The organism is Bradyrhizobium daqingense (assembly GCF_021044685.1).
GTDB classification, from domain to species: Bacteria; Pseudomonadota; Alphaproteobacteria; order Rhizobiales; family Xanthobacteraceae; genus Bradyrhizobium; species Bradyrhizobium daqingense.
Map to the genome: position 1 here is coordinate 3,313,434 of NZ_CP088014.1, position 20,962 is coordinate 3,334,395.

General features: G+C 64.3%; 24 protein-coding genes and 1 pseudogene. 13 read left to right on the forward strand and 12 right to left on the reverse strand.

Annotated features, from left to right (window positions below; all coding sequences use genetic code 11):
- The first annotated feature begins 69 nt into the window (after positions 1–69).
- Positions 70–228: a hypothetical protein gene (locus LPJ38_RS15810; RefSeq protein ID WP_167520546.1), complete on the forward strand. Its 159-nt coding sequence runs from the start codon at positions 70–72 to the stop codon at positions 226–228.
- Between the two features lie 157 nt (positions 229–385).
- Here LPJ38_RS15810 and LPJ38_RS15815 read toward each other — a convergent pair whose 3' ends face one another.
- From LPJ38_RS15815 to LPJ38_RS15835, 5 genes and pseudogenes are all read right to left on the reverse strand, one after another.
- Entirely contained in the window at positions 386–856 is a 471-nt protein-coding gene (locus tag LPJ38_RS15815; RefSeq protein ID WP_145637189.1) for a hypothetical protein, read from the reverse strand.
- Positions 856–1,203, reverse strand: coding sequence for a DUF3147 family protein (locus LPJ38_RS15820; RefSeq protein ID WP_145637193.1), 348 nt, complete (start codon positions 1,201–1,203; stop codon positions 856–858). The genes LPJ38_RS15815 and LPJ38_RS15820 overlap by 1 nt, the downstream gene beginning before the upstream one ends.
- Positions 1,200–1,769: a phosphatase PAP2 family protein gene (locus tag LPJ38_RS15825; RefSeq protein WP_145637196.1), complete on the reverse strand. Its 570-nt coding sequence runs from the start codon at positions 1,767–1,769 to the stop codon at positions 1,200–1,202. Before LPJ38_RS15825 ends, LPJ38_RS15820 begins: the two co-directional genes overlap by 4 nt.
- An 84-nt stretch (positions 1,770–1,853) precedes the next feature.
- A pseudogene (locus LPJ38_RS15830) lies at positions 1,854–2,745 on the reverse strand (SDR family oxidoreductase).
- Positions 2,746–2,946: 201 nt separating this feature from the next.
- Positions 2,947–3,498 (reverse strand): DUF4142 domain-containing protein, encoded by a 552-nt coding sequence (locus tag LPJ38_RS15835; RefSeq protein WP_145637199.1) that lies wholly within the window; start codon positions 3,496–3,498, stop codon positions 2,947–2,949.
- Between the two features lie 151 nt (positions 3,499–3,649).
- Between LPJ38_RS15835 and LPJ38_RS15840 the strand changes: the two genes are divergently transcribed.
- Positions 3,650–4,410 (forward strand): IS5 family transposase gene (locus tag LPJ38_RS15840; protein ID WP_110115998.1). Its coding sequence is split into 2 segments (ribosomal slippage): positions 3,650–3,989 and positions 3,989–4,410, totalling 762 coding nucleotides; the frame shifts between segments, so codons are not numbered across the junction.
- Between the two features lie 9 nt (positions 4,411–4,419).
- Here the strand turns inward: LPJ38_RS15840 and LPJ38_RS15845 are convergent.
- Together LPJ38_RS15845 and LPJ38_RS15850 are read right to left on the reverse strand one after the other, a co-directional pair.
- Positions 4,420–4,647 carry a hypothetical protein gene (locus LPJ38_RS15845; protein WP_145642584.1) on the reverse strand — a complete coding sequence of 76 codons (228 nt, stop codon included), beginning with the start codon at positions 4,645–4,647 and terminating at the stop codon, positions 4,420–4,422.
- Between the two features lie 8 nt (positions 4,648–4,655).
- Positions 4,656–6,443, reverse strand: coding sequence for a thiamine pyrophosphate-requiring protein (locus LPJ38_RS15850; protein ID WP_145642587.1), 1,788 nt, complete (start codon positions 6,441–6,443; stop codon positions 4,656–4,658).
- A gap of 144 nt (positions 6,444–6,587) precedes the next feature.
- Here LPJ38_RS15850 and LPJ38_RS15855 point away from each other — a divergent pair, with 144 nt between their 5' ends.
- The 4 genes from LPJ38_RS15855 to LPJ38_RS15870 all read left to right on the forward strand — a co-directional run bounded on the left by LPJ38_RS15855 (position 6,588) and on the right by LPJ38_RS15870 (position 10,098).
- Positions 6,588–6,962, forward strand: coding sequence for a PRC-barrel domain-containing protein (locus LPJ38_RS15855; protein ID WP_145642656.1), 375 nt, complete (start codon positions 6,588–6,590; stop codon positions 6,960–6,962).
- Between the two features lie 14 nt (positions 6,963–6,976).
- Positions 6,977–7,135, forward strand: coding sequence for a hypothetical protein (locus LPJ38_RS15860; protein ID WP_167520790.1), 159 nt, complete (start codon positions 6,977–6,979; stop codon positions 7,133–7,135).
- A 192-nt stretch (positions 7,136–7,327) separates the two neighbouring features.
- The gene (locus LPJ38_RS15865; protein ID WP_145642589.1) at positions 7,328–8,482 is read left to right on the forward strand and encodes an HlyD family secretion protein; all 1,155 of its coding nucleotides are present in this window, start codon (positions 7,328–7,330) and stop codon (positions 8,480–8,482) included.
- The gene (locus tag LPJ38_RS15870; RefSeq protein WP_145642591.1) at positions 8,479–10,098 is read left to right on the forward strand and encodes a DHA2 family efflux MFS transporter permease subunit; all 1,620 of its coding nucleotides are present in this window, start codon (positions 8,479–8,481) and stop codon (positions 10,096–10,098) included. The genes LPJ38_RS15865 and LPJ38_RS15870 overlap by 4 nt, the downstream gene beginning before the upstream one ends.
- 130 nt (positions 10,099–10,228) lie before the next feature.
- Here LPJ38_RS15870 and LPJ38_RS15875 read toward each other — a convergent pair whose 3' ends face one another.
- Complete coding sequence (locus LPJ38_RS15875) at positions 10,229–10,693, reverse strand: winged helix-turn-helix transcriptional regulator (protein ID WP_145642593.1); 465 nt, start codon at positions 10,691–10,693, stop codon at positions 10,229–10,231.
- 176 nt (positions 10,694–10,869) lie between these two features.
- On the opposite strand from LPJ38_RS15875, the gene LPJ38_RS15880 reads away from it, so the two are divergent.
- The 5 genes from LPJ38_RS15880 to LPJ38_RS15900 all read left to right on the forward strand — a co-directional run bounded on the left by LPJ38_RS15880 (position 10,870) and on the right by LPJ38_RS15900 (position 15,972).
- The gene (locus LPJ38_RS15880) at positions 10,870–11,607 is read left to right on the forward strand and encodes an SDR family oxidoreductase (protein WP_145642595.1); all 738 of its coding nucleotides are present in this window, start codon (positions 10,870–10,872) and stop codon (positions 11,605–11,607) included.
- Between the two features lie 61 nt (positions 11,608–11,668).
- Positions 11,669–12,670, forward strand: coding sequence for an NAD(P)H-dependent flavin oxidoreductase (locus LPJ38_RS15885; RefSeq protein WP_145642597.1), 1,002 nt, complete (start codon positions 11,669–11,671; stop codon positions 12,668–12,670).
- Between the two features lie 108 nt (positions 12,671–12,778).
- A complete protein-coding gene (locus tag LPJ38_RS15890; RefSeq protein WP_145642599.1) occupies positions 12,779–13,198 on the forward strand; it encodes a hypothetical protein in 420 nt (139 codons plus the stop codon).
- 114 nt (positions 13,199–13,312) lie between these two features.
- Entirely contained in the window at positions 13,313–14,878 is a 1,566-nt protein-coding gene (locus LPJ38_RS15895) for an alkaline phosphatase D family protein (protein ID WP_145642601.1), read from the forward strand.
- 275 nt (positions 14,879–15,153) lie between these two features.
- Positions 15,154–15,972 carry an aldo/keto reductase gene (locus LPJ38_RS15900; RefSeq protein ID WP_145642603.1) on the forward strand — a complete coding sequence of 273 codons (819 nt, stop codon included), beginning with the start codon at positions 15,154–15,156 and terminating at the stop codon, positions 15,970–15,972.
- A 64-nt stretch (positions 15,973–16,036) separates the two neighbouring features.
- Here LPJ38_RS15900 and LPJ38_RS15905 read toward each other — a convergent pair whose 3' ends face one another.
- On the reverse strand, positions 16,037–16,273 hold the full coding sequence (locus tag LPJ38_RS15905) for a hypothetical protein (RefSeq protein WP_145642605.1): 237 nt from the start codon (positions 16,271–16,273) through the stop codon (positions 16,037–16,039).
- Between the two features lie 174 nt (positions 16,274–16,447).
- The gene (locus LPJ38_RS15910) at positions 16,448–16,900 is read right to left on the reverse strand and encodes a hypothetical protein (RefSeq protein ID WP_167520791.1); all 453 of its coding nucleotides are present in this window, start codon (positions 16,898–16,900) and stop codon (positions 16,448–16,450) included.
- A gap of 158 nt (positions 16,901–17,058) precedes the next feature.
- On the opposite strand from LPJ38_RS15910, the gene LPJ38_RS15915 reads away from it, so the two are divergent.
- Positions 17,059–17,331 (forward strand): helix-turn-helix domain-containing protein, encoded by a 273-nt coding sequence (locus tag LPJ38_RS15915; RefSeq protein WP_167520792.1) that lies wholly within the window; start codon positions 17,059–17,061, stop codon positions 17,329–17,331.
- A gap of 77 nt (positions 17,332–17,408) precedes the next feature.
- Here the strand turns inward: LPJ38_RS15915 and LPJ38_RS15920 are convergent, their stop codons facing one another.
- Together LPJ38_RS15920 and LPJ38_RS15925 are read right to left on the reverse strand one after the other, a co-directional pair.
- Positions 17,409–18,641, reverse strand: a complete 1,233-nt coding sequence (locus LPJ38_RS15920; protein WP_145642612.1) for an aminotransferase-like domain-containing protein — start codon at positions 18,639–18,641, stop codon at positions 17,409–17,411.
- Between the two features lie 56 nt (positions 18,642–18,697).
- Positions 18,698–19,204 carry a DUF3124 domain-containing protein gene (locus LPJ38_RS15925; protein ID WP_347339047.1) on the reverse strand — a complete coding sequence of 169 codons (507 nt, stop codon included), beginning with the start codon at positions 19,202–19,204 and terminating at the stop codon, positions 18,698–18,700.
- Between LPJ38_RS15925 and LPJ38_RS15930 the strand changes: the two genes are divergently transcribed.
- Positions 19,187–20,917 carry a cation:proton antiporter gene (locus LPJ38_RS15930; RefSeq protein ID WP_145642614.1) on the forward strand — a complete coding sequence of 577 codons (1,731 nt, stop codon included), beginning with the start codon at positions 19,187–19,189 and terminating at the stop codon, positions 20,915–20,917. The genes LPJ38_RS15925 and LPJ38_RS15930 overlap by 18 nt on opposite strands.
- Positions 20,918–20,962 lie beyond the last annotated feature (45 nt).

The window sequence follows — 20,962 nt, forward strand, 5'->3', positions numbered from 1 at the left end:
AATAAAATCAACGTGTTATGGTTGAACGTCTCGTGCGCTGGTGCATTTCCGTGGAAAGGGAGAAAGGCCATGACGGACGACGTCAGGTTACCCCGCAAACTTTCCGAAGAGGCGGAAACGCCGAAGCCGGTACGTCCGAGCCATCAGAAGGTCATTGAGGACATCGAGCGTTGGGCGAACAGCCCGGGCCTGCAGCCACCGAGGACGGACGATACGAAGACGCTCTGAGCCACACACATTCGAGCAACGCCTCGACGCCCCAAGACAGCGGCTCCAGCATGAGATCGCGAGACTGCAGGACGGGCAGCAACGCGTCGTTGCGCGCCTCGAACAGCTCCAGACCGCCGCCGAGATGTACGACTTCCTGATGCTGCGACAGAAGCTTTCAGCTCCGCGCTGGTCGTGGCCCATGTTGGGCCGGTGCGTGGCCTGAGGTGGTGCGAAGCTTCCGCCGCAGCCACCATGCCGACACCGATACCAGGGTCCAGGCTAGGATGGCGGCGGCGAAGGCTCCGATGATGCTCGTCGATACCACGATGTAGAACGTCGCCGCGAACGCGGCGAGGCCGATGCTTCCGAGACTGGCGCCCGCTGCGTCCAATGCCGCGGCCTGTTGTCCGCGTCTTCGCCCGCTGAGGCCGGCTTTCTCCTTGGCCCGGCGCTCATGACTTTCGATCAGCGTCGCGCTGGCGCAGAAGATGGCGGGAAGCGCGAGAAACAGTCCTCCGATCGCGACGCCGAAATGGCTACCGATGAGTCCTGTCGCGACAGTCGCAACGCCGCCGAGAGCGAAACGCACCGCGTATTCGTACCAATGCGTCTGCTTGAGCGCGGCTGGCGACAGCTTGATCAGCATCAGGCGGCCCCTCCGAAACCGGTGAGCAGGCCGAAGGCGACAGCAAGCCAAACGACAAATGCAAGGATGGTCGCCGCCAGCGCCCCGAGACGAAATCTCATCAGAAGATGGCAGACGACGACGCTGTAGCAGCCAAGGGCGACCGCGCCATAGATCATGGTCCAGCTCTCGGCCGCGGCATAGTGCGGGCCGTGCTGAACGACCGCGATGCCAAGCGTGGCGAGAGCGACCGACGGCGCGGCGCCGAGCAGCCCGCCAAAGCTCTTGGGCTTCAGCATGTCGCCGACGATCGCGAACATGGAGACGATCAGGCCACCGGCAACGAAACGCACGAGATACTCCGTCATGGCCGTGCCCGCTGCCGCGACCCTGCCAGCGTGAACGGCCTGATGGCTCGCTCGACGATGACGCCGAGAGTGAAGCCCGCCACCACATCGCTGGCCCAATGCGCGAGTAGCGCCACGCGCGTCAATGACAACGTCACGGCGATGGAGCGTGCCAGGCGGCGCGAGGCCGGTGGCAACAGGCCGGCGGCTGAGGCGAGGGCGCCCATGTGCACGGCGTGGCCCGAGGGAAACGCGTCGCGGGGGCGCCCCGAATAGGGAACGCCGCGCCCGTGCCCGCTCGCGGTGAGTCGGTCCGGCCTCGTCTGGTCGAACACGGACTTCAGGATATGCGGCAGCACCGCTGTCGCGAGCGATACTACCAGGACGTGATCGGCGATGCGACGGTTCTGCGGACGCCGCAGTCGGGTATAGAGCCATCCCACCGTTGCCAGCGCGACCAGCACATGCTCGTCGGCACCCCAGGTCATTGCCTGGGCGGCGTGCTCGACCCCCGAGTTGGTATTGTGCGCGATCTCGTTTGCGATCGCCGTGTCCATCCGCGTGGGTTTGACGGTTACGAGAGCCATCGGTCAGCCGGCGATTGTTTCTCCATGACAGTTTTGTAAAAGCTGTGAGACAAAGATCGTTCCTGAGTTCGACCGCTGCCTCCGCTAAGGCTGTCCCGATCCGCCCGCCGACCCATACACTTGCCCAGTCGCATAACTTGCGTCCGACGCGGCAAGCTGCACGTAGATCGAAGCCAGCTCGACCGGCTGGCCGGGACGACCGAGGGGTGTCATGCCGCCGAATTTTTCCAGCTTCTCCATCGTGGCGCCGCCGGAGACCTGGAGCGGTGTCCAGATCGGTCCCGGCGCGACGCCATTGACGCGGATGCCCTTCGAGGCGAGCTGGCTTCGCCAACGACTTCACATAGTTCATCGTCGCCGCCTTGGTCTGCGCATAGTCGTACAGATCCGATGAGGGGTCATAAGCCTGCTCCGAAGTCGTGCCGATGATGCAGGAGCCGGGTTTGAGATGCGGCAGTGCCGCCTTGATGATCCAGAACGGCGCATAGATGTTCGTCTTCATGGTCGCGTCGAAATCCTCCGATGAGACATCGAGAATGGAGGCGCGGGTCTGCTGCCGCGCGGCATTGTTGACGAGGATGTCGAGGCCGCCGAGGCCTTGCACGGCTTGCTCGACCAGCCGCCTGCAAAAGGCTTCGTCCTTGAGGTCTCCGGGGATCGCCACTCCGGTGCGGCCTTCCTTCTTGATCAGCGCGATCACCTCCTGCGCGTCCGGCTCTTCCGCGGGCAGATAGTTGATGGCGAGATCGGCGCCTTCGCGCGCATAGGCAATCGCTGCGGCGCGGCCCATGCCGGAATCGCCGCCGGTGATCAGGGCCTTGCGGCCAGCAAGACGGCCGGAGCCCTTGTAGCTGGTCTCGCCATGATCCGGTCGCGGCTCCATCTTGCCGGCCAGACCCGGCCAGGGCTGTGACTGCTTCTTGAACGGCGGCTTCGGATAGCGGCTGACGGGATCGATCAAGGCGTGCTCGGCCATGGACGTATCTCCTTTCGCTGTAGATGCCAGCGAAGCCGCCGCGAGCGTTGCGCTCGCGGCGTGGACGACGTGCTGGCGGGACTGTGAGGTGGTGCTGGGATCGACATCGTGCCCTCCGCGATGGTCGAGGCTCAATGCGCGGAGGCGGCAGTCGTTGCTCAACGAAGGACGCCGGCGCGCCGGCGTCCCTTCAGCAATGCGTTACTTGGTCTGACCGACACTCGGCGCCTTGCCGAGCTCCTTGGCCATATCGAGGTGGTGCTTCAATGCTGGCACCGTCTTGCCGGCCCAATCCTTCAGCGCGGCGTTGTCGCCGCCCTTGGCGTAACGCTCGAACAGCGAGACGGCGTCCTCATGGGCGCTGACCTGGTAGGAATTGTAGTCCGAGCTGAAGTCCTTGCCGGTCGCGCTCTTGAGCTTGTCGATTTTGCTCTGATGGGAGCTGTCGAGTGCCGTCGGCAAGGTCGCTTGTACCTTGCCGTCACTTACCAGCTTCTTGAGCTCGGCGCTGGTCTTGGTGTGATCAGTCACCATCTGCTGCGCGAAGCTCTTCTCCTGCGCGTTGCCCTTCTGCTCGGCGAGCCTGCTCGATTCGATCTCGAACATGTCGCTGATGGCCACCTGCTTGACGAAGTCGGCGGTGCTTGGCGCGACGCCGAGCGCCGAATTGACGCCGGTCTTTTCGCCCAGGGATTGCGCCAATGCCGGGCCTGCGAGAAGCATGCACGCGATGGCGATGATGGTTCGTTTCATGGTCCGGTCCCTTCACTAGTCGCGCGGCAGTTGCCGCGCCGTGTTGCGCCGATCAACCCGCGGCAAAGGCCGAGGTTCCTAACGACTAGGGTCTGTACCTAAATAGCGCCACGTGATTCTCTTGCCTACGTGTTGATTCGGGGGCGAGAGAATGCGCGCTGGTTTGTTTTGGCTGAACGACAGGCAATGGGCGCGTATCGAACCGCATCTGCCGAGGGGACTGACGGGGCCGGATCGGGACGACGACCGACGCATCGTCAGCGGCATCATTCACATGCTGCAATCGGGTGCACGATGGCGTGATTGTCCACGTGAATACGGCCCTTACACGACGATCTACAATCGCTTCAATCGCTGGGCCAAGCGAGGACGATGGTGCGCAATCTTCGAAGCGCTGGCCAAGCCTGGCGAAGACGGCGTCGTACTGTCGCTCGACTCGACCTCGATTAAAGCTCACCGGTGTGCCTCCGGCGGAAAAGGGGGGAGCACAATCAAGCAATCGGCCGCTCGCGCGGAGGCCGCACGACAAAAATCCATGCGCTGAGCGATCCGCTCTGCCGGCCGGTCGTCCTGCATCTGACTCCAGGCCAGGATGCCGATATCGCTGCGGCTCCCGATGTCCTGGCGCTCGCGCCACCCATGAGCGTGCTCCTCGCCGACAAAGGGTATGATGGCGACAAGCTTCGCGGCGAAATCATTCGTCGTGGCGCCAAGCCCGTAATCCCCAATAAATCTAACCGTGTCGTCATCCATCGCTTCAACAAACGCGCCTACAAAGGACGAAATGTCATCGAACGCTGCTTTTGCAGGCTCAAGGACTTCCGGCGCATCGCCACGCGATATGACAAGCTCGCCCGTAATTTTTTGGCCGCTGTTCATCTCGCCGCTCTCGTCGCATATTGGCTCAATTGAGTCTGGACCCTAGTCCGTGGGATTGCGTCCCGTTCGCGGATTGATGGGATCGGTCGGCTTGCGTCGAAGTCGCTCGGGCAGGAACGGCTCGGCCTGCGTGGCGGTGGCGTCGGCGCGCACGTCCGCATGGCGCTGCGCCCGCTCATGCGGCGTGCGGTTGTCGTTGATCTGACGCTTGACGTCGAGCCCTCCGACCGGATCGTTGACGCCGTGCTGGATATCGCGGAAGTCGCTCATGGGTCACCTCATTGCTTACCGGGCATGATCGATTCGAACACCTGCCGCGCCGCTCCCTTGATCATCCCGCTTTCGTTCGGATCGCCCTTCAGCAGGGCGAGCGAGAAATTCTTCGCCTGCTGCAGCGTGATATGCGGCGGCAGCGGCGGCACCTCCGGATCGGTCTTCACTTCCAGCACGACGGGCATCTCGCTCGCCAGCGCCTGCTCCCAGGCCGAGCCGAGCAGCTGTGGGCTGTCGACGAAGATGCCGCGCAGGCCGATCAGCTCGGCGAAGCGCGAATAGGAAACATCGGGAATGCGCTGCGAGGCTTCGAACTTGGGATCACCGTTGATGATGCGCTGCTCCCAGGTGACCTGGTTGAGGTCCTCGTTGTTGAAGACGCAGACGATGAAGCGCGGATCCCGCCAGGAGCGCCAGTATTTGGCGGCCGTAATCAACTCGGCCATGTTGTTCATCTGCATGGCGCCATCGCCGACCAGCGCGATCACCGGCCGGTCCGGATGGGCATATTTGGCGGCGAGTGCGTAAGGCACCGCAGCGCCCATCGAGGCGAGGCCGCCCGAGAGTGACGCCGTCATGCCCCGCCGCATCTTCAGGTCGCGCGCGAACCAGTTCGCACAGGAGCCGGAATCGCTGGTGATGATGGCGCGATCGGGCAGGCGCGGGGACAATTCCCAGGCGACGAGCTGCGGGTTGACGGGCGCGGCCGGCTGATGGGCGCGGTCATCAAGCGTCTTCCACCATTTTGCGACATCGTCTTCGATGCCCTTGCGCCAAGCGCCGTCGCTCTTCGGCGCGAGCCGTGGCAACAGCGCGCGCAATGTTTCGGCGGCATCGCCGACGAGGCCGACCTCCATGGGGAAGCGGATCGACATCATGCTGGCGTCGATGTCGATCTGCACACCCCGCGCGGCGCCTTCCTTGGGCAGGAATTCCGCATAGGGAAAGGCGGAGCCGACCATCAGCAGCGTGTCGCATTCCATCATCATGTTGTAGCTGGGCTCGGTGCCGAGCAGGCCGATCGAGCCGGTGACCCAGGGCAGGTCGTCAAGCAGCGCGGCCTTGCCGAGCAGCGCCTTGGCGCAACCGGCCGACAGTCGGTCGGCGACCGCGATGACTTCGTCGGTGGCGCCAAGCGCGCCGGCGCCGACGAGCATTGCAACCTTCTTGCCGGCATTGAGGACGTCGGCCGCGCGGTCGAGATCGGCGTCCCGAGGCATGATGCTGGGCGCGCTGTAGCCAATGCCGGAGTGCAGCGTGCCGTGGGCGCGGGGCGGGTCCTCGTAGGCCTCTTCCTGCAGGTCGTTGGGCAGGATGATCACGGTCGGGGTCCGCCGCGCCAGCGCGATCCGCACCGACCGATCGATCAGGTGCCGCACTTGTGCGGGCGAGGAGGCCTGCATGACGTAGGCCCCGGCGACGTCCTTGAACATCGAGAGAAGATCGAGTTCCTGCTGATAATGGCCGCCGAGCGCATTGCGGGCCTGCTGGCCGACGATCGCCAGCACCGGTTGGTGATCGAGCAATGCATCATAGAGACCAGTGACGAGATGCGAGGCGCCAGGACCGGAGGTCGCGATGCAGACGCCGAGCTGCCCTGAGAATTTCGCGTAGGCGCTCGCCATGAACGCCGCCATCTCCTCATGCCGCGCCTGGACGAAGCCGAGCTTGCCTTCGGCCCGGTTCATCGCGCCGAACACGCCGTTGATGCCGTCGCCGGGGTAGCCGAAGATATGACGCACGCCCCATTGATGCAGGCGCTGAACGATGAAGTCGGAGACGGTCTGGGACATGCGGGCGGCTCTCTCGGTTGCGGCCTCGTTAGCCTCAGAGAACCGGTTGTCTGTGGCGATGTTCCCAAGGTCTTGCGGAACACGCGCCGGAACGATCACTCACCCCTTGCGGTTGATTCACGAATGGCTGAGTGGAGAATGACGATGCTGAATCAGGGCGAACTGGACCGCAACGAGATGGGCCGGCTGATCGGAAGCGACAAGGTCGAGGGAACAGCCGTCTACGGCGCCGATCGAAACAAGATCGGCTCGATCGAACGGGTCATGATCGACAAGATCAGCGGCAAGGTCTCTTACGCTGTGCTTGGTTTCGGTGGCTTTCTCGGCCTCGGCAATGACCACTATCCATTGCCCTGGCAGTCGCTGAAATACGATACCGAGCTCGGCGGGTACATTACCGCGATCACCGCCAAGGATCTGGAAGGTGCGCCGAAATACGGCGAGAAGACCGAGTGGAACTGGGGCGACGACGCCGCCGTCCGCGGGATCAATGCGTATTACGGCGTCCCCTTCGCGTAACGAAAGGACCTCCGATGAGCAAGGAACGGCCCACCGACGATCCCCGCCAGCAGAGCGACTGGGGTTCGCACAAGCAAACGGACAAGCCCTGGAAGGGCAATCCAGAGAAGGAACAGGGATCGGACGAGGTGAAACCCGATCTCGAGAAGTGGCACGAGACCAAGACGCACTGAAGGTCCTCGTGAACCAGACATCATCGAGAAGCGCGGCATCGGTGCCGCGCTTCTTTTTTGCGCACCGCGTTCACGAATGACAGAGGCGCTGGGGCGACCGGGGAACCATGCTTCTGCGCTGCGGTTGGGCTCCCGGCGCGCAAGCACCGTTCAAGTTGCTTGCTGCCGTCAGCCCGAGAATAGGTGTTCACCGTGGATGCTCAAACCCGGGAGCGTAGGCCGTCCGCGGAGCAGCCGCAGAAGGCGAAGGAAGCTCCGACATTCAATCCCGATCAGGCCCGCGACGTCGAAGATCATTCGGAGAAGCCGGCGGCGTCGCTGCGTGACCGGCTCCGCGAGCATTGGGTGCTCGCGACCGGCGGCGCCCTTGTGCTGATTGCGGCTCTCGCCGGCGGCCTGGTTTATTGGCTCGAGGTCCGCCACTACGAATCCACCGACGACGCCTTCGTCGCCGCACGCAGCTTTTCGGTCGCCTCCAAGGTCGGCGGCTACGTGACGGACGTTCCGGTCACGGACAACCAGCACCTCAAGGCCGGCGACCTCCTGGCCAAGATCGACGAGCGCGACTACCGGATCGCGATCGAGCAGGCCGACGCGCAAGTCGCGGTCTCCAGGGCGAATATCGACAATGTCGAGGCGCAGATCGTCTCGCAGGAGGAGCAAATCAAGCAGGCTCAGGCCCAGCTCGAGCAGGCGCAAGCCCAGCTTCAGTTCGCGCAGGAGGAGTTCAAGCGTGCGGAAGAGCTGGTCGAGAAAGGCGCCGGCACGGTGCAGCGCCAGCAGCAGACCCGGTCCGATCTCCAGGCGCAGCAGGCTAACACGGAGCGCGCGAAGACCGCAGTCACAGCGGCCCAACTCGGCATCAGGACCCTGCAATCGCAGCGCGAAGGCGCCAAGGCGCAGCTCGCCCAATCGCAGGCGCAGCTCGATCAGGCCAGGCTGAACCTGCAATACACCAGCGTCGTCGCGGCGCAGTCCGGCCGCGTCGTCAAGCTATCGGGCGCAAAGGGCACGTTCGTCACGGCCGGCCAGAGCCTGATGATGTTCGTGCCCGACGAGGTCTGGGTCGTCGCCAACTACAAGGAAACCCAGCTGAGCGACATGCGGCCGGGCCAGCCGGTCGAGATCCGCATCGATGCCTATCCCGGCCGCAAGCTGACCGGCCATGTCGAGTCCGTGCAGCCGGGCTCGGGTACCGCCTTCAGCCTGCTGCCGGCGGAGAATGCCACCGGCAACTACGTCAAGGTGGTTCAGCGCGTGCCGGTGAAGATCGTGGTCGACAATTGGCCGCCCGATCTGCCCGTTGGCCCCGGCATGTCGGTCGTGCCCTGGACCAGGGTGCGATGACGGATGCCACGCAAGGCGGCGCGTCCGCCGGCGGATGGTCGCCGGAGCGGTCGGCGGCTGGCGGGCACAATCCCTATCTGATCGCCTTCGTGGTCTCGATCGCGACCTTCATGGAGGTGCTCGACACCACCATCGCCAACGTCGCATTGCGCCACATCGCGGGCGGCCTCGCGGTCGGCATCGACGAGAGCACCTACGTCATCACCAGCTACCTCGTCGCCAATGCCATCGTGCTGTCGATCTCGGGTTGGCTGTCGACGGTGATCGGCCGCAAGCGCTTCTACATGATGTGCGTCGCGATCTTCACGCTGGCCTCGTTGCTCTGCGGCTTCGCCTGGAATCTGGAATCGCTGGTGCTGTTCCGCATTCTGCAGGGCCTTGGCGGCGGCGGCATGGCGACTAGCGAGCAGGCGATCCTCGCCGACTCCTTTCCGCCGCATAAGCGCGGCCAGGCTTTCGCGGTCTACGGCGTGGCCGTCGTGGTCGCGCCGGTGATCGGCCCGACGCTCGGCGGCTGGATCACCGACACCTACACCTGGCACTGGGTGTTCCTGATCAACGTCCCCATGGGAATGCTCTCGCTGTTCTTGGTCGGCACGCTGGTCAAGGAGCCGTCGGGTGCGGAGGAGGAGAGACAGAAGCTGCTCAGCAAAGGCCTGCGCGTCGACTATGTCGGCTTCGTCCTCGTCGCGATCGGGCTCGGCTCGCTCGAATTCGTGCTCGACGAAGGCCAGCGCAAGGATTGGTTCGGATCGAACATGATCGTCGTCTTCGCGGTGCTCGCGGCCGTCTCGCTGCTCGCGCTGATTCCGTGGGAGCTGACGCGGAAAGATCCGATCGTCGATCTTCGCCTGCTCGGCCGGCGCCAATTCGCCGCCTGCTTCCTGGTCATGCTCGCCACCGGCGCGGTGCTGATCTCGACCACCCAGCTTCTGCCGCAGTTGCTCCAGACCGAGCTGAATTACACCGCCATGCTGGCCGGACTCGCGCTGTCACCGGGCGGTATCGCGACGCTGGTGCTGATGCCGGTGGTGGGGCGCCTCGTCAGCACGGTACAGCCGAAATACCTGATCATGTTCGGCGCCGCCATCGTCGCCTTCTCGATGTGGCATCTCACTGGACTCACGGGCGACATCACCTACGGCTACGCGGCGCTGTCGCGCATCTTCCTTGCGCTCGGTCTGCCCTTCCTGTTCCTGCCGGTGACGACCGCCTCCTATGACGGCATCCCGCCCGACAAGACCAACCAGGCCTCGGCGCTGATCAATGTCGCCCGCAACATCGGCGGGTCCATGGGCGTCGCGCTGGCGCAGACCATGCTGGCGCAGCGCCAGCAATTCCACCAGAGCAGGCTGGTCGAGCACGCCGCGCCGTCCGATCTCGGCTACCAGCAGACCATCGATGCCGTGACGCGTTACTTCCAGGCGCAGGGTTCGAACGCAAGCGATGCTGCCGCGCAGGCGGTGGCCTGGGTCGGCAAGACCTTGCAGCGACAGGTGGACCTGCTCGCCTATATCGACGTGTTCTGGACGCTCGCGATCGTCGCCGTGCTGATGATTCCCACGGCCGCGGTGCTGCGCCGGATTGATCTGAGCGCACCGACGCGGGGGCATTGAGGCAAACTCGCCGCCACTTCCGTCATTGAGCGCAGCGAAGCAATCCAGACTGCCTCTGCGGAAGGGTTCTGGATTGCTTCATCGCAAGGGCTCTTTGCAATGACGGGGTTGAGAGACGCGCCTGCCTTCCTCACCCGACCGCCTCGCGCCGCCCCGGTCCCGCATGCACATGCACCTGCTTGGCATGCAGCACCTCGCCGCATTCCGAGCACACCATCACGGGGTCGAACAGCTTGCCGCAAGTCTTGTGCTCGTGCAGCATCGGGCGGCCGCGCTCGTCGCCCATATGGGCGTCGCCCCAATGCACCATCGCCATGATGATCGGGTAGAGGTCGAGGCCCTTCTGGGTGAGGATGTATTCGTAGCGCTTGGGCGCATCGGAGTAGGGTACGCGGCGTAGAATGCCGAAGCGAACCAGCTTCTTCAGCCGCTCCGAGAGCAGGTGCCGGGTGATCTGGAGGGAGGACTGGAATGCCTCGAACCGTCGCACCCGCAAGAAGCACTCGCGCAGGATCAGCAGGGTCCAGCGGTCCCCGATCACGGCAATCGTGCGGGCGAGCGAGCAGGTTTCTTCGTCCAGCGCGTCCCATTTCATCTGCGGTCTCCGCGGGGCAATCAGTCTGAAAAAAGAACTGACTTGAATGATCAGCACAATTTGCAGTGCAGCCTACCATTCACCTCTCGAGTTTGACAGTTCTATTTTAGAACTATAGCCTCCGGCACACTGCGCGCTTGCCACGCCCACGGCGCGGCTCATCGGAGGAGGCGACCTTGCCCAAGCGAAACGCCACTGTCGCCGTGATCGGGGCCGGAGATTTCATCGGCTCGGAGATCGCCAAGAAGTTCGCCGCCGAAGGCTTCACGGTCTTCGCTGGCCGTCGCAACGGCGACAAGCTCGCGCCGCTGGTAAAGGACATCGAAGCTGCCGGTGGAGAAATCCACGCGCGTTCGCTCGATGCGCGAAAGGAAGACGAGGTCATTGCCTTCCTCGACGATGCCGACAAGCACGCGCCGCTGGAGGTCTGCATCTTCAACGTTGGCGCCAACGTCAATTTCCCCATCCTCGACACCACCGAGCGAGTCTTCCGCAAAGTGTGGGAGATGGCCTGCTATTCCGGCTTCCTCGCGGGGCGCGAAGCGGCGCGGCTGATGCTGCCGCGCGGCGGCGGCCACATTTTCTTCACCGGCGCCACGGCGTCCTTGCGCGGCGGCAGCGGCTTTGCCGCCTTCGCCAGCGCCAAGTTCGGTCTGCGTGCGGTGGCCCAGGCGATGGCGCGCGAGCTCGGGCCCAAGAACATCCACGTCGCTCACCTCATCATCGATTCCGGCGTCGACACCGAATGGGTGCGCCAGCGCCGGCTCGAAGCGCTCGGGCCGAATGCGCTGGACGATCCCGATCTCCTGATGCCGCCATCCTCGGTCGCCGACGCCTATTGGCAGCTCTACCGGCAGCCGAAGAGCGCCTGGACCTTCGAGATGGAGATCCGCCCGTTCGGAGAGAAATGGTGACCGCGGCACGAGACTGCGGCTAGACTGAACCTGACAAACAAGGCTTTGGGAGGAAACCGACGTGAAGACTGCGATCACCGAACTGTTCGGCATCGAGCATCCGATCATCCAGGGCGGCATGCATTTCGTCGGCTTTGCCGAGCTGGCTGCCGCCGTCTCCAATGCCGGCGGGCTCGGCATCATCACCGGTCTCACGCAGAAGACGCCGGAATTGCTCGCGAAGGAAATCGCGCGCTGCCGCGACATGACCGACAAGCCGTTCGGTGTGAACCTCACCTTCCTGCCGACCTTCGCCGCGCCGCCTTACCCGGAATACATCGCGGCCATCGTCGAGGGCGGCATCAAGGCGGTGGAGACCGCGGGCCGCAGTCCGGAAGCCTACATGCCGGCGCTGAAGGCGGCGGGCATCAAGGTGATCCACAAATGCACCTCGGTCCGTCACTCGCTGAAGGCCGAACGCATCGGCTGCGACGCCGTCAGCGTCGACGGCTTCGAGTGCGGCGGCCATCCCGGCGAGGACGACATTCCCAACATGATCCTGCTGCCCCGAGCGGCGGAGGAATTGAAGATCCCGTTCGTGGCCTCCGGCGGCATGGCCGACGGGCGCAGCCTCGTCGCCGCGCTGTCGCTGGGCGCCGCCGGCATGAACATGGGCACGCGCTTCATCGCCACCAAGGAAGCGCCGGTGCATCAGAACGTCAAGAACGCGCTGGTCGCAGCCACCGAGCTCGACACGCGCCTGATCATGCGGGCGCTGCGCAATACCGAGCGCGTCCTGAAGAACGCCAATGTCGATCGTCTCATCGAGATCGAGCGCGAGAAGGGCGACAGGCTCAAGATCGAGGACATTCACGACCAGGTCGCCGGCGTCTATCCCAGGATCATGCTGGACGGCCAGATGGACGCGGGCGCCTGGAGCTGCGGCATGGTCGCCGGCCTCATCCACGACATCCCCTCCTGCAAGGAACTCGTGGATCGCATCATGGCAGAGGCCGAGCAGATCATCCGCAGCCGCCTGATGGGGTTCCTGGATGGGACGGCGGCGACGCGAAAGGTCGCCTGACGCCGCCAATCTTCTTAACCACGGCGGCATTCGACCGCTGGAATTGCGCGCGACGCCTCCTAAATAGGGGTAAATTACCCCTTTCATGATCAATTTCAGGAGGCGTCCGTGGTCCTGAAAAGTGCTTCTTTTGCAATTGCGGTTGCCCTCGTGCTCGCAGGGGCCGGCCTCGCGCGCGCCGACGACTACAAGCCCGGCGAATATCTCGGCCTCGATCTCTCCAGGGCCGTGCTGTCGCCGAAGCGGCTCGGCCCGGAGACGCAATTCGCGCCGGTCGCCTTGGAGGCGCGGGGCGGCAACGAGGCGCAGGCGCGTGCCGAGCCGATCGACGTGCCGAAGAAGGTTGCAGCCGAACGCGTGCACGTGCCGGAGCCGAAGATTGCTCACACGAAGAGCGGCCAGCCGCGTGGCGCAGCCCGCACCAGGCTGTCGCATCGCCACGGCAATCCGCTCGACGCACAGGCGATGGACACGCGCATCCAGACCTGGCCGTGCCGCTCCGGCGGCATCTGCAACTGGAAACGCTAGCGCATAGCCGTCATCCCCGCGTCGCAAAACCGTAGGCGCGGAGTCAAGAAACCGTCAGGGTAGGAGTCAAGGAGCGCAGGCACCTTCCGTCGCGATTCGACGAAGGTTTCCTGAATGGCATCGCCCCGCGCCCCGCGCGCATGGACCCGACGGCAGTTCCTGGTCCGCTCCGCCTCCAGCCTCGCCATCGCTTCGCTCGCGAAGCCCTCCATCAGCCGCGCGGCCGATCGCCCGCAGATCGCAGGCGGCATCCAGTCCGGCGACGTCTCCGACGGCACTGCCGTGATCTGGGCGCGCGCTGATCGGCCCGCGCGGATGCAGGTGGAATGCTCGACCGTGGAGAGTTTCAAGACCACCATCGCCTCGGTCTCGCGCGATGCGCTGCCCGATGCCGACTTCACGGCAAAGCTGCTGCTGAACGATCTGCCGCCCGGGCAGGACGTCTTTTACCGCGTCCGCTTCGACGACATCGCAACTGGCATCGCCGGCGAAAGCCGCGTCGGGCATTTCCGCACCGCGCCGGCAACTGGCCGATCGATCTCGTTCCTGTGGTCCGGCGACACCGCGGGGCAGGGCTGGGGCATCGACGTCGCGCGCGGCGGCTATCGCAGCTATCGCACCATGCGCGAGAACCGTCCGGACTTCTTCATCCACTCCGGTGACCACATCTACGCCGACTGCACGATCCCTGCCGAACAGAAGCTGCCGAACGGCGAGATCTGGCGCAACCTCGTCACCGAGGAGAAATCCGAGGTCGCGCACACGCTGGCGCAATTCCGCGGCAACTACAAATACAACCATCTCGACGAACATTTTCGCGTCTTCCATGCGGAGGTGCCGATGTTCGCGCAGTGGGACGACCACGAGGTCACCAACGACTGGTCGCCGACTGGCAGCTACGATGCCGCCGGTCATGAGGACGACGGCACGCCGCTCTTGGTTGCGCGCGCCCGCCGCGCCTTCTTCGACTTCATGCCGATCCGCGACATCGCCGCGCGGCAGGGCCGGATCTATCGCAAGATCGCTTACGGCCCGATGCTGGACGTCTTCATGATCGACATGCGCAGCTATCGCGATGGCACATGGAACAAGGGCGACGACCATCGCGGCTGGATTCTCGGCGCCGAGCAGCTTGCCTGGCTCAAGCGCGAACTTGCCGCCTCGCGCGCGACCTGGAAGGTGATCGCGGCCGATTTGCCGATCGGCCTCATCAGCCTCGACGCCGTTGCGCTCGGCAACGGGCCGCCCGACCGGCGCGAGCACGAGATCGCCGACCTGCTCAGCTCAATCAAGCGCGCCGGCATTTGCAACATCGTCTGGCTCACCGCCGACATGCACTACACCGCCGCGCATTACTACGATCCCAGCAAGGCGCAATTCCAGGATTTCGAGCCGTTCTGGGAGTTCGTCTCCGGCCCGCTCCACGCCGGCACCTGGGGTCCCGGTGAGCTCGATGACACCTTTGGCCCGATCGCGATGTATCAGCAGGGCTGCAGCCCCGAGCAGGGCGAGAACCTGGCGCCGTGCTTCGGCTTGCAGTTCTTCGGCCGTGTCGACATCGACGGCGCGTCCGGGGTGATGACGGTCACCTTGAAAGACGTCGACAACCGCGACCTCTGGTCGGTCGATATCGTGCCGCAGCCGCAGCCGCGCCCGGCCATGGTGGCGCAGCATTCGTGAGGATCGGACAGTTTTCTCGGCATCGTCATGGCCGGGCTTGACCCGGCCATCCACGACTTGCCGCACGGCACGAAGAACGTGGATGCCCGGGACAAGCCCGGGCATGACGGTAGAGAGGCGTTGCGCACTCCAGGAGCTAACCCGATCTTGATTGGCCCTGCCGCACCTCCCGCGCTATCATCGCCGCTCCCGCCACTTCTTTTCCATCACCGAAGAGTCTGTCGCCGCGGCCTCACCGCGCCTCTGGCGGGATGAATGACGTCAGGAGCTGTTTCATGGATCATCTGAAGACACAGGGCATCAGCATGCCCAAGCTCGGCCTCGGCACTTTCCGCATGCAGGGCGATGCCTGCCGCGCCGCGGTCGAGAGCGCGCTCGCGCTCGGCTATCGCCATATCGACACTGCCGAGATGTATGCCAATGAGGAGCCGATCGGCTCGGCGATCGCCGCCTCGCGCGTGCCGCGCGGCGAGCTGCACGTCACCACCAAGGTCTGGCACGAGAATCTCAGCCCGGATGCGATCCGGCGTGCCTTCGATGCCAGTCTGAAGAAGCTCCGCCTCGACCATGTCGATCTCTATCTCGTGCACTGGCCCTCGCCATCCGCGAACTGGGGCGCCGTGTTCGAGACCCTGATGAAGCTGGAGCAGGAGGGGCTCACGCGGGCCATCGGCGTTGCCAATTTCACCACGGCGCTGCTCAAGATCGCGGTCGAGGACATCAAGGCGCCGATCGCCTGCAACCAGGTCGAGTACCATGCCATGCTCGATCAGTCGAAGCTGCTGGCTTATCTCGAGGTTAGGTCGATCCCGCTGGTGGCCTATTGTCCGCTGGCGCAGGGACGTTTCGCGACCGATCCGGTGCTGGCCGAAATCGGTGCCAGGCACGACGCGACCGCAGCGCAGGTCGCGCTGAAATGGCTGCTCGACCAAGACGGCGTCGCCGCGATCCCGAAGGCGTCGCGCCGCGAGAGCCAGAAGGCCAATCTCGATGCGCTGAAGATCACGCTCGACGATGCCGATCGCAACAAGATCGCCTCGCTGGCGAAGGACAAGCGCTGCGTCAATCCGGGCTTCGCGCCGGTGTGGGATTAGACTGTGCTTTAGAAAGAACAAAGAAATGGCCCCGCGAGGGGCCATTTCCGTTTTGCGTTGCGCATTAGTCCCAGTGGTGATGGCGGTGGCTGCGCTTGATCACGACCACGCGGTCACCGCGATGATGTCGATGCCAGCCATGGTCGCGATGGCCGCGGAATTCGGCGCGGGCGCCGTACGGGCCGTGATGATGATGGTGATAGCCGCTACGCTTGATCACCACTGTCTCCGCACTTGCCACCGTCGGCGCCGCGATCACGAGCGCCCCCAGAGCCGCAGCCACATAACCAAGCTTCTTCATGATGTCCTCCTCCAATCGAATGCACATCTAAACCGCGCATGCATGCGAACGTTCCGCCGGAACGGGAGGAGAATTCTGAACGGATGTTCAGCTGGCATGATCCGGACCCGAAGGGCCGCGTAAGCGCAAACTGTGCAGCGATTTTGCGATGAAGATCATTCCAAAGAATGAGGCTCACTCGCAGCGTTGCTGCGCCGGCGTCGGCGCGCTGGTCGCGACGAATTTGCCGTCTCGGATCGTGTACTCGCCCCGCTCGCTGCGATTGTAGATTGCGCGCAGGCTGCCGTCCTTCTGCAACAACAGCCCGAATTCGCGCGTCTGATGCAGCGAAGGAAAGAACACCATCACATTGAGCAGGCCCTCGGCATTGACCGTGGCGGAGACGACCTCGCTCTCGTCTTTGGCATCGCCGAAATTGCGCCGGTACATCACCCGGCCGTCCTTCCGGATCTCGTAAGTGAGGCGCGCGCCCTTGTCCCGGTCGGGCCGCACCGTGCAGTCGACCGCCCATGCGCCGAGCAGGCCCCATTGCTCGACGGTCGCAGCCAACGTTTCGGCGCGCGCCGTGGACGCGAATGCGACCCACAGCAGAGCAGCCGCGGTCCAGCGGCTCAAACAACCCGTCATGTCCTGGTAAGCCCCGCCTCGAAGAATTCCAAAGTGTAGCATTCTCCGCGCAGCCGTCCACGACGGTCGCCGATCGCGCGCGAATTTGATCGGCGTCAATGAGGCCGGCCGCATCCGGGGTAGGATGCGCTTCCTCAAGGCGATGCGTGGATGGACCAATGCTCAATCAAGTCATGGATTTTGCGGGCGAAGTGCTCCCGGGGAGCTGCGCCGTGCCGCCTTATTCCGAGACCGTGTTCCTGGCCGAGCTCGGCGAGCGGTTGAGGTCCTCGCGTGCGCGCTGCGACCTGTCACGCCGCGAGCTGGCCCGCCGCTCCGGAATCTCAGAGCGCTACATCGCCCAGATCGAGGCCGGCAAGGGCAACGTCTCGATCGTCCTCTTGCTGCGCCTGGCCTCCGCGATCCACAGCAGCCAGCCCCAGGCGGCCTGATGGCATGGACTTGAAGGGCTACGTCAGCGCAAAGTGTGAAGCGGTTTTCCGAGAAGATCTTGCCCAAGCTATAAGTATCAAGCCGGCTTCTCGACATTGGCGCTGCGGGCGGGCACGCCGAACTCCTTGCGGCAGATGTCGGCGAGCACCGCGATCCCTTCGCGGATCTGCTGATGCGTCGGGCTTGCAAAGCACAGCCGCAACCGCGAGCTGGAATGGCTCTTGTTGGTCGACCATTCCGGTCCCGGATTGATCGAGACGCCGGCGGCAAGCGCGGCCTGATAGAGCTTGAGCGTATCGACCTTGTCGGGCAGCTTGACCCAGAGGAAGATTCCGCCTTTGGGCTCCTCGAACTCGGCCGCCGTCCCGAACTGCTCGTTGAGCGCTTCCATCAACGTGTCGAGCTTGGTGCGCAGCGCCTTGGTCAGGGCCGGCACGTGTGCCGAGAAATGCGGTTTGCAATAGGTGGCGAGCACCATCTGCTCGAGCGCGCCGGAGCCGGCATCCGTCTTCAGCGCCAGCATCCGCGACATCACTTCCCAGGGCGCCACGACGAAACCGACGCGCAGCGCCGGCGCAATCGACTTCGAGAACGAGCCGATATGGATGACGCCGCCGTTCGGGCTCATCGCGTAGATCGCGGGCGGCCGCTGCCCCGACCAGACGAGATCGGCATAGCAATCGTCCTCGAAGATGGGCACGCCATATTCCGTCGATAGCCGCAGCAGCTCGGCACGTCGGCTTTCCGGCATGATGCTGCCGGTGGGATTCTGCACGGTCGGAATGGTGTAGATGTATTTCGGCCGGATGCCGCGGCTTTTCAGGTCGGCGAGCGTCGAGGCCAGCACGTCCATGCGCATGCCGTCCTCATCGAGGGGGATGCCCACCACGTTGACGCCGAGCCGCGCCAGGCGCGTCAGCGAGCCCTGGTAGCTCTCCTGTTCGAAGATCACGGTGTCGCCGCGCGCCAGCAATGCGGCATTGACGAGGTCGAGCGCCTGGAGCGAGCCCGAGACGATCATGAGATCGTCGACCGTGCAATTGATGCGGGCATCGCGCTCGAGTTTCGTCACGAGGAATTCCCGCAACGGCAAGTAACCCTGCGGACCATGCGCCAGCCCGTAAGTGGCGAGTGAGCGGCCCTCGCGTTGAAGCACGAGGTTGGTCGCCTCGATCAGACCCTCCAGCGGGACTTGTTCGGAATCGTTGTTGCCTCCCACGAAGCTGTATTTGGCAAGACCCGTCCAGCGCGCAGAAGGGGCCGGCAGCCCTGCCGGAAACAGCGGGGCGAAATCGAAGCTGGACGTCATGGGCGTTCCTCGTTTTGTTCTTGTTGAGCAGCCGGCGTTGCACCGGCTGGCCGGGGTCAGTTCTTGCTGGCCGTCCGGGGCGGACGGGGCTGTTGAAAGGGTAATGCGCATTGCCGACGCCGCCAAGCATCAAGGCTTGAGCCAGGGCTGGCAATCTCGCTCTCCGGACCGCTCGGATAGCTCTCGACCTGCTTGCCTGCGGTGTCGAAATAGGCGATGCGTTGGACCACCAGCGGCTGAGTCTCGGAGGCGTTGTGCACGCTCAGCATCGCCGAGACGTCAACGGCGGCTTGCCTGACCCATCGCGACGCTGGAATCGGCGGGTACAGAGTCCCGCTGGGGACGGAGAGGGCCCCTCTTCGATGGCGTGGGAGCGAATCGGCAAGGTTTTGTTCGATACTGACCTCGGATTGCGCGGCGGCGCGCACGGCAAAGGCGAAGGGATCGAGCAGCCTGGCTGCGAAGAGCCTTCCGCATGTGACGAATTGCTCGCTTGCCGCACCGCAACCCGTCTCTAGGGTGCGGCAAAAACGGACCAATTTGGCATGCACGAGCTCATTCACGACATCACTCTCTGTATTCTGTTTGCCTGGATGCTGGGCTTGCTCGCCCATTTCTCACGGCAACCCCTGATCCTGGCCTACCTCGTCGCCGGCTTTTGCATAGGTCCATTCGGCGCCGGCTGGGTCCATTCCCAGGAATCGATCGGCGTCATTTCCGAGCTCGGCCTGATCTTCATGCTGTTCATGATCGGCCTCGAGATCGACCTGAAGAAGATCGTGCGGGCAGGGCGGGTGATCCTGTTCGCGGCGGGCGGCCAGTTGCTCGGCGGCTGCCTGCTCGGGGTGCTTTTCTTCGTCGGCATCGGCCTGTCGCTCGGCGGCGGGCACTTCGATGCGGTCTATCTCTGCGTCGCCTGTGCGCTCTCCAGCACCGTCATCATCGTCAAGGTGCTCTATGAGAAGCGCGAGCTCGATACGCTGCCGGGCCGCATCACGCTCGGCGTGCTGGTGCTCCAGGACATCTTCGCCATCCTGTTCCTGGCGGTGCAACCGAGCCTCGCCAATCTGCAGGTCAGCGTCATCCTGCTCTCGGTCGGCCGCGTCGCGGTTCTGGTCACCGCCGCGCTGCTGGTCAGCCGCTATGTGTTGCCGCGCGTGTTTCACCAGATCGCCCGCCGCCCCGAGCTGATCCTGCTCGGCGCGCTGGCCTGGTGCTTCCTGGTCGCCGAGACCGCCTATCAGTTGTCGCTGTCGCGCGAGATGGGCGCGCTGATCGCCGGCGTCTCGCTCTCGACCTTCCCCTATGCGCTCGACGTCACCGCCAAGGTCACCACGCTCCGCGACTTCTTCATCACGCTGTTCTTCGTCGCGCTCGGCATGACCATTCCCATCCCCGGCCTCTCCGTGATCTGGCTCGCGCTGATGATCGCGGCCTTCACGGTCGTGAGCCGCCTCGTCACCACCTTCACCCCGCTCTATTTGATGAAGCAGGGGCTGCGCGCGAGCCTGTTGCCGGCCCTGAACCTCGCGCAGATCTCCGAATTCTCGCTGGTGGTGATTCAGACCGGCGTCACCGACCGCCACATCGCAGCGGAAACGGCGAACGCTGCCTCCTTCGCCTTCGTGGTGCTGGCCGTGCTCTCGACCTTCGTGATGACCCGCAGCGACGAGATCACCCGCTGGGCGATCGGTCCCTTGAAGCGGATCGGCCTGCGCGACCTCGATCACGGCAGCGGGCAAGGCGAGGAGGGCCATGAGGGCGGCCATGGCGAGGCCCGCCGCATCGTCATCCTCGGCTTTTTCCGTGCGGCGAGCGCGCTTCTCGCCGAGATCGAGCGGCAGGCCCCGGTGCTGCTGGAGCAGATCACCGTGGTCGACTTCAACCCCAATGTGTACCAGACCTTGCTCTCGCGCGGCCTGCACGTGATCTATGGCGACATCAGCAATGTCGATACCCTGCTCCATGCCGGCATCGGCAAGTCGGAGATGATCATCCTGAGCGTGCCGGATTCGCTGCTGAAGGGCGCCACCAACGAGAAGCTGGTCCGTCACGTCCGCGCGCTCAATCCCACCGCCCTGATCGTGGCGACGGCCGACCTCCTGGCCGATGTCGACGAGCTCTATGAGGCCGGCGCCAGCTATGTCACGGTGACCCGGGTCAGCGATGCCCATGAGCTGTTCACGGTGATCGAGGCGGCCCAGGCCGGCCTTTTGGCCGACAAGCGCGCCGAGCTCGATCAGCGTCTCGGCGAGCGACGCGAAGTGCTGCCCTGACCGGTCGGGCTGCCTGCTTCCGCTCCGGCGCTGGGCACCTATATC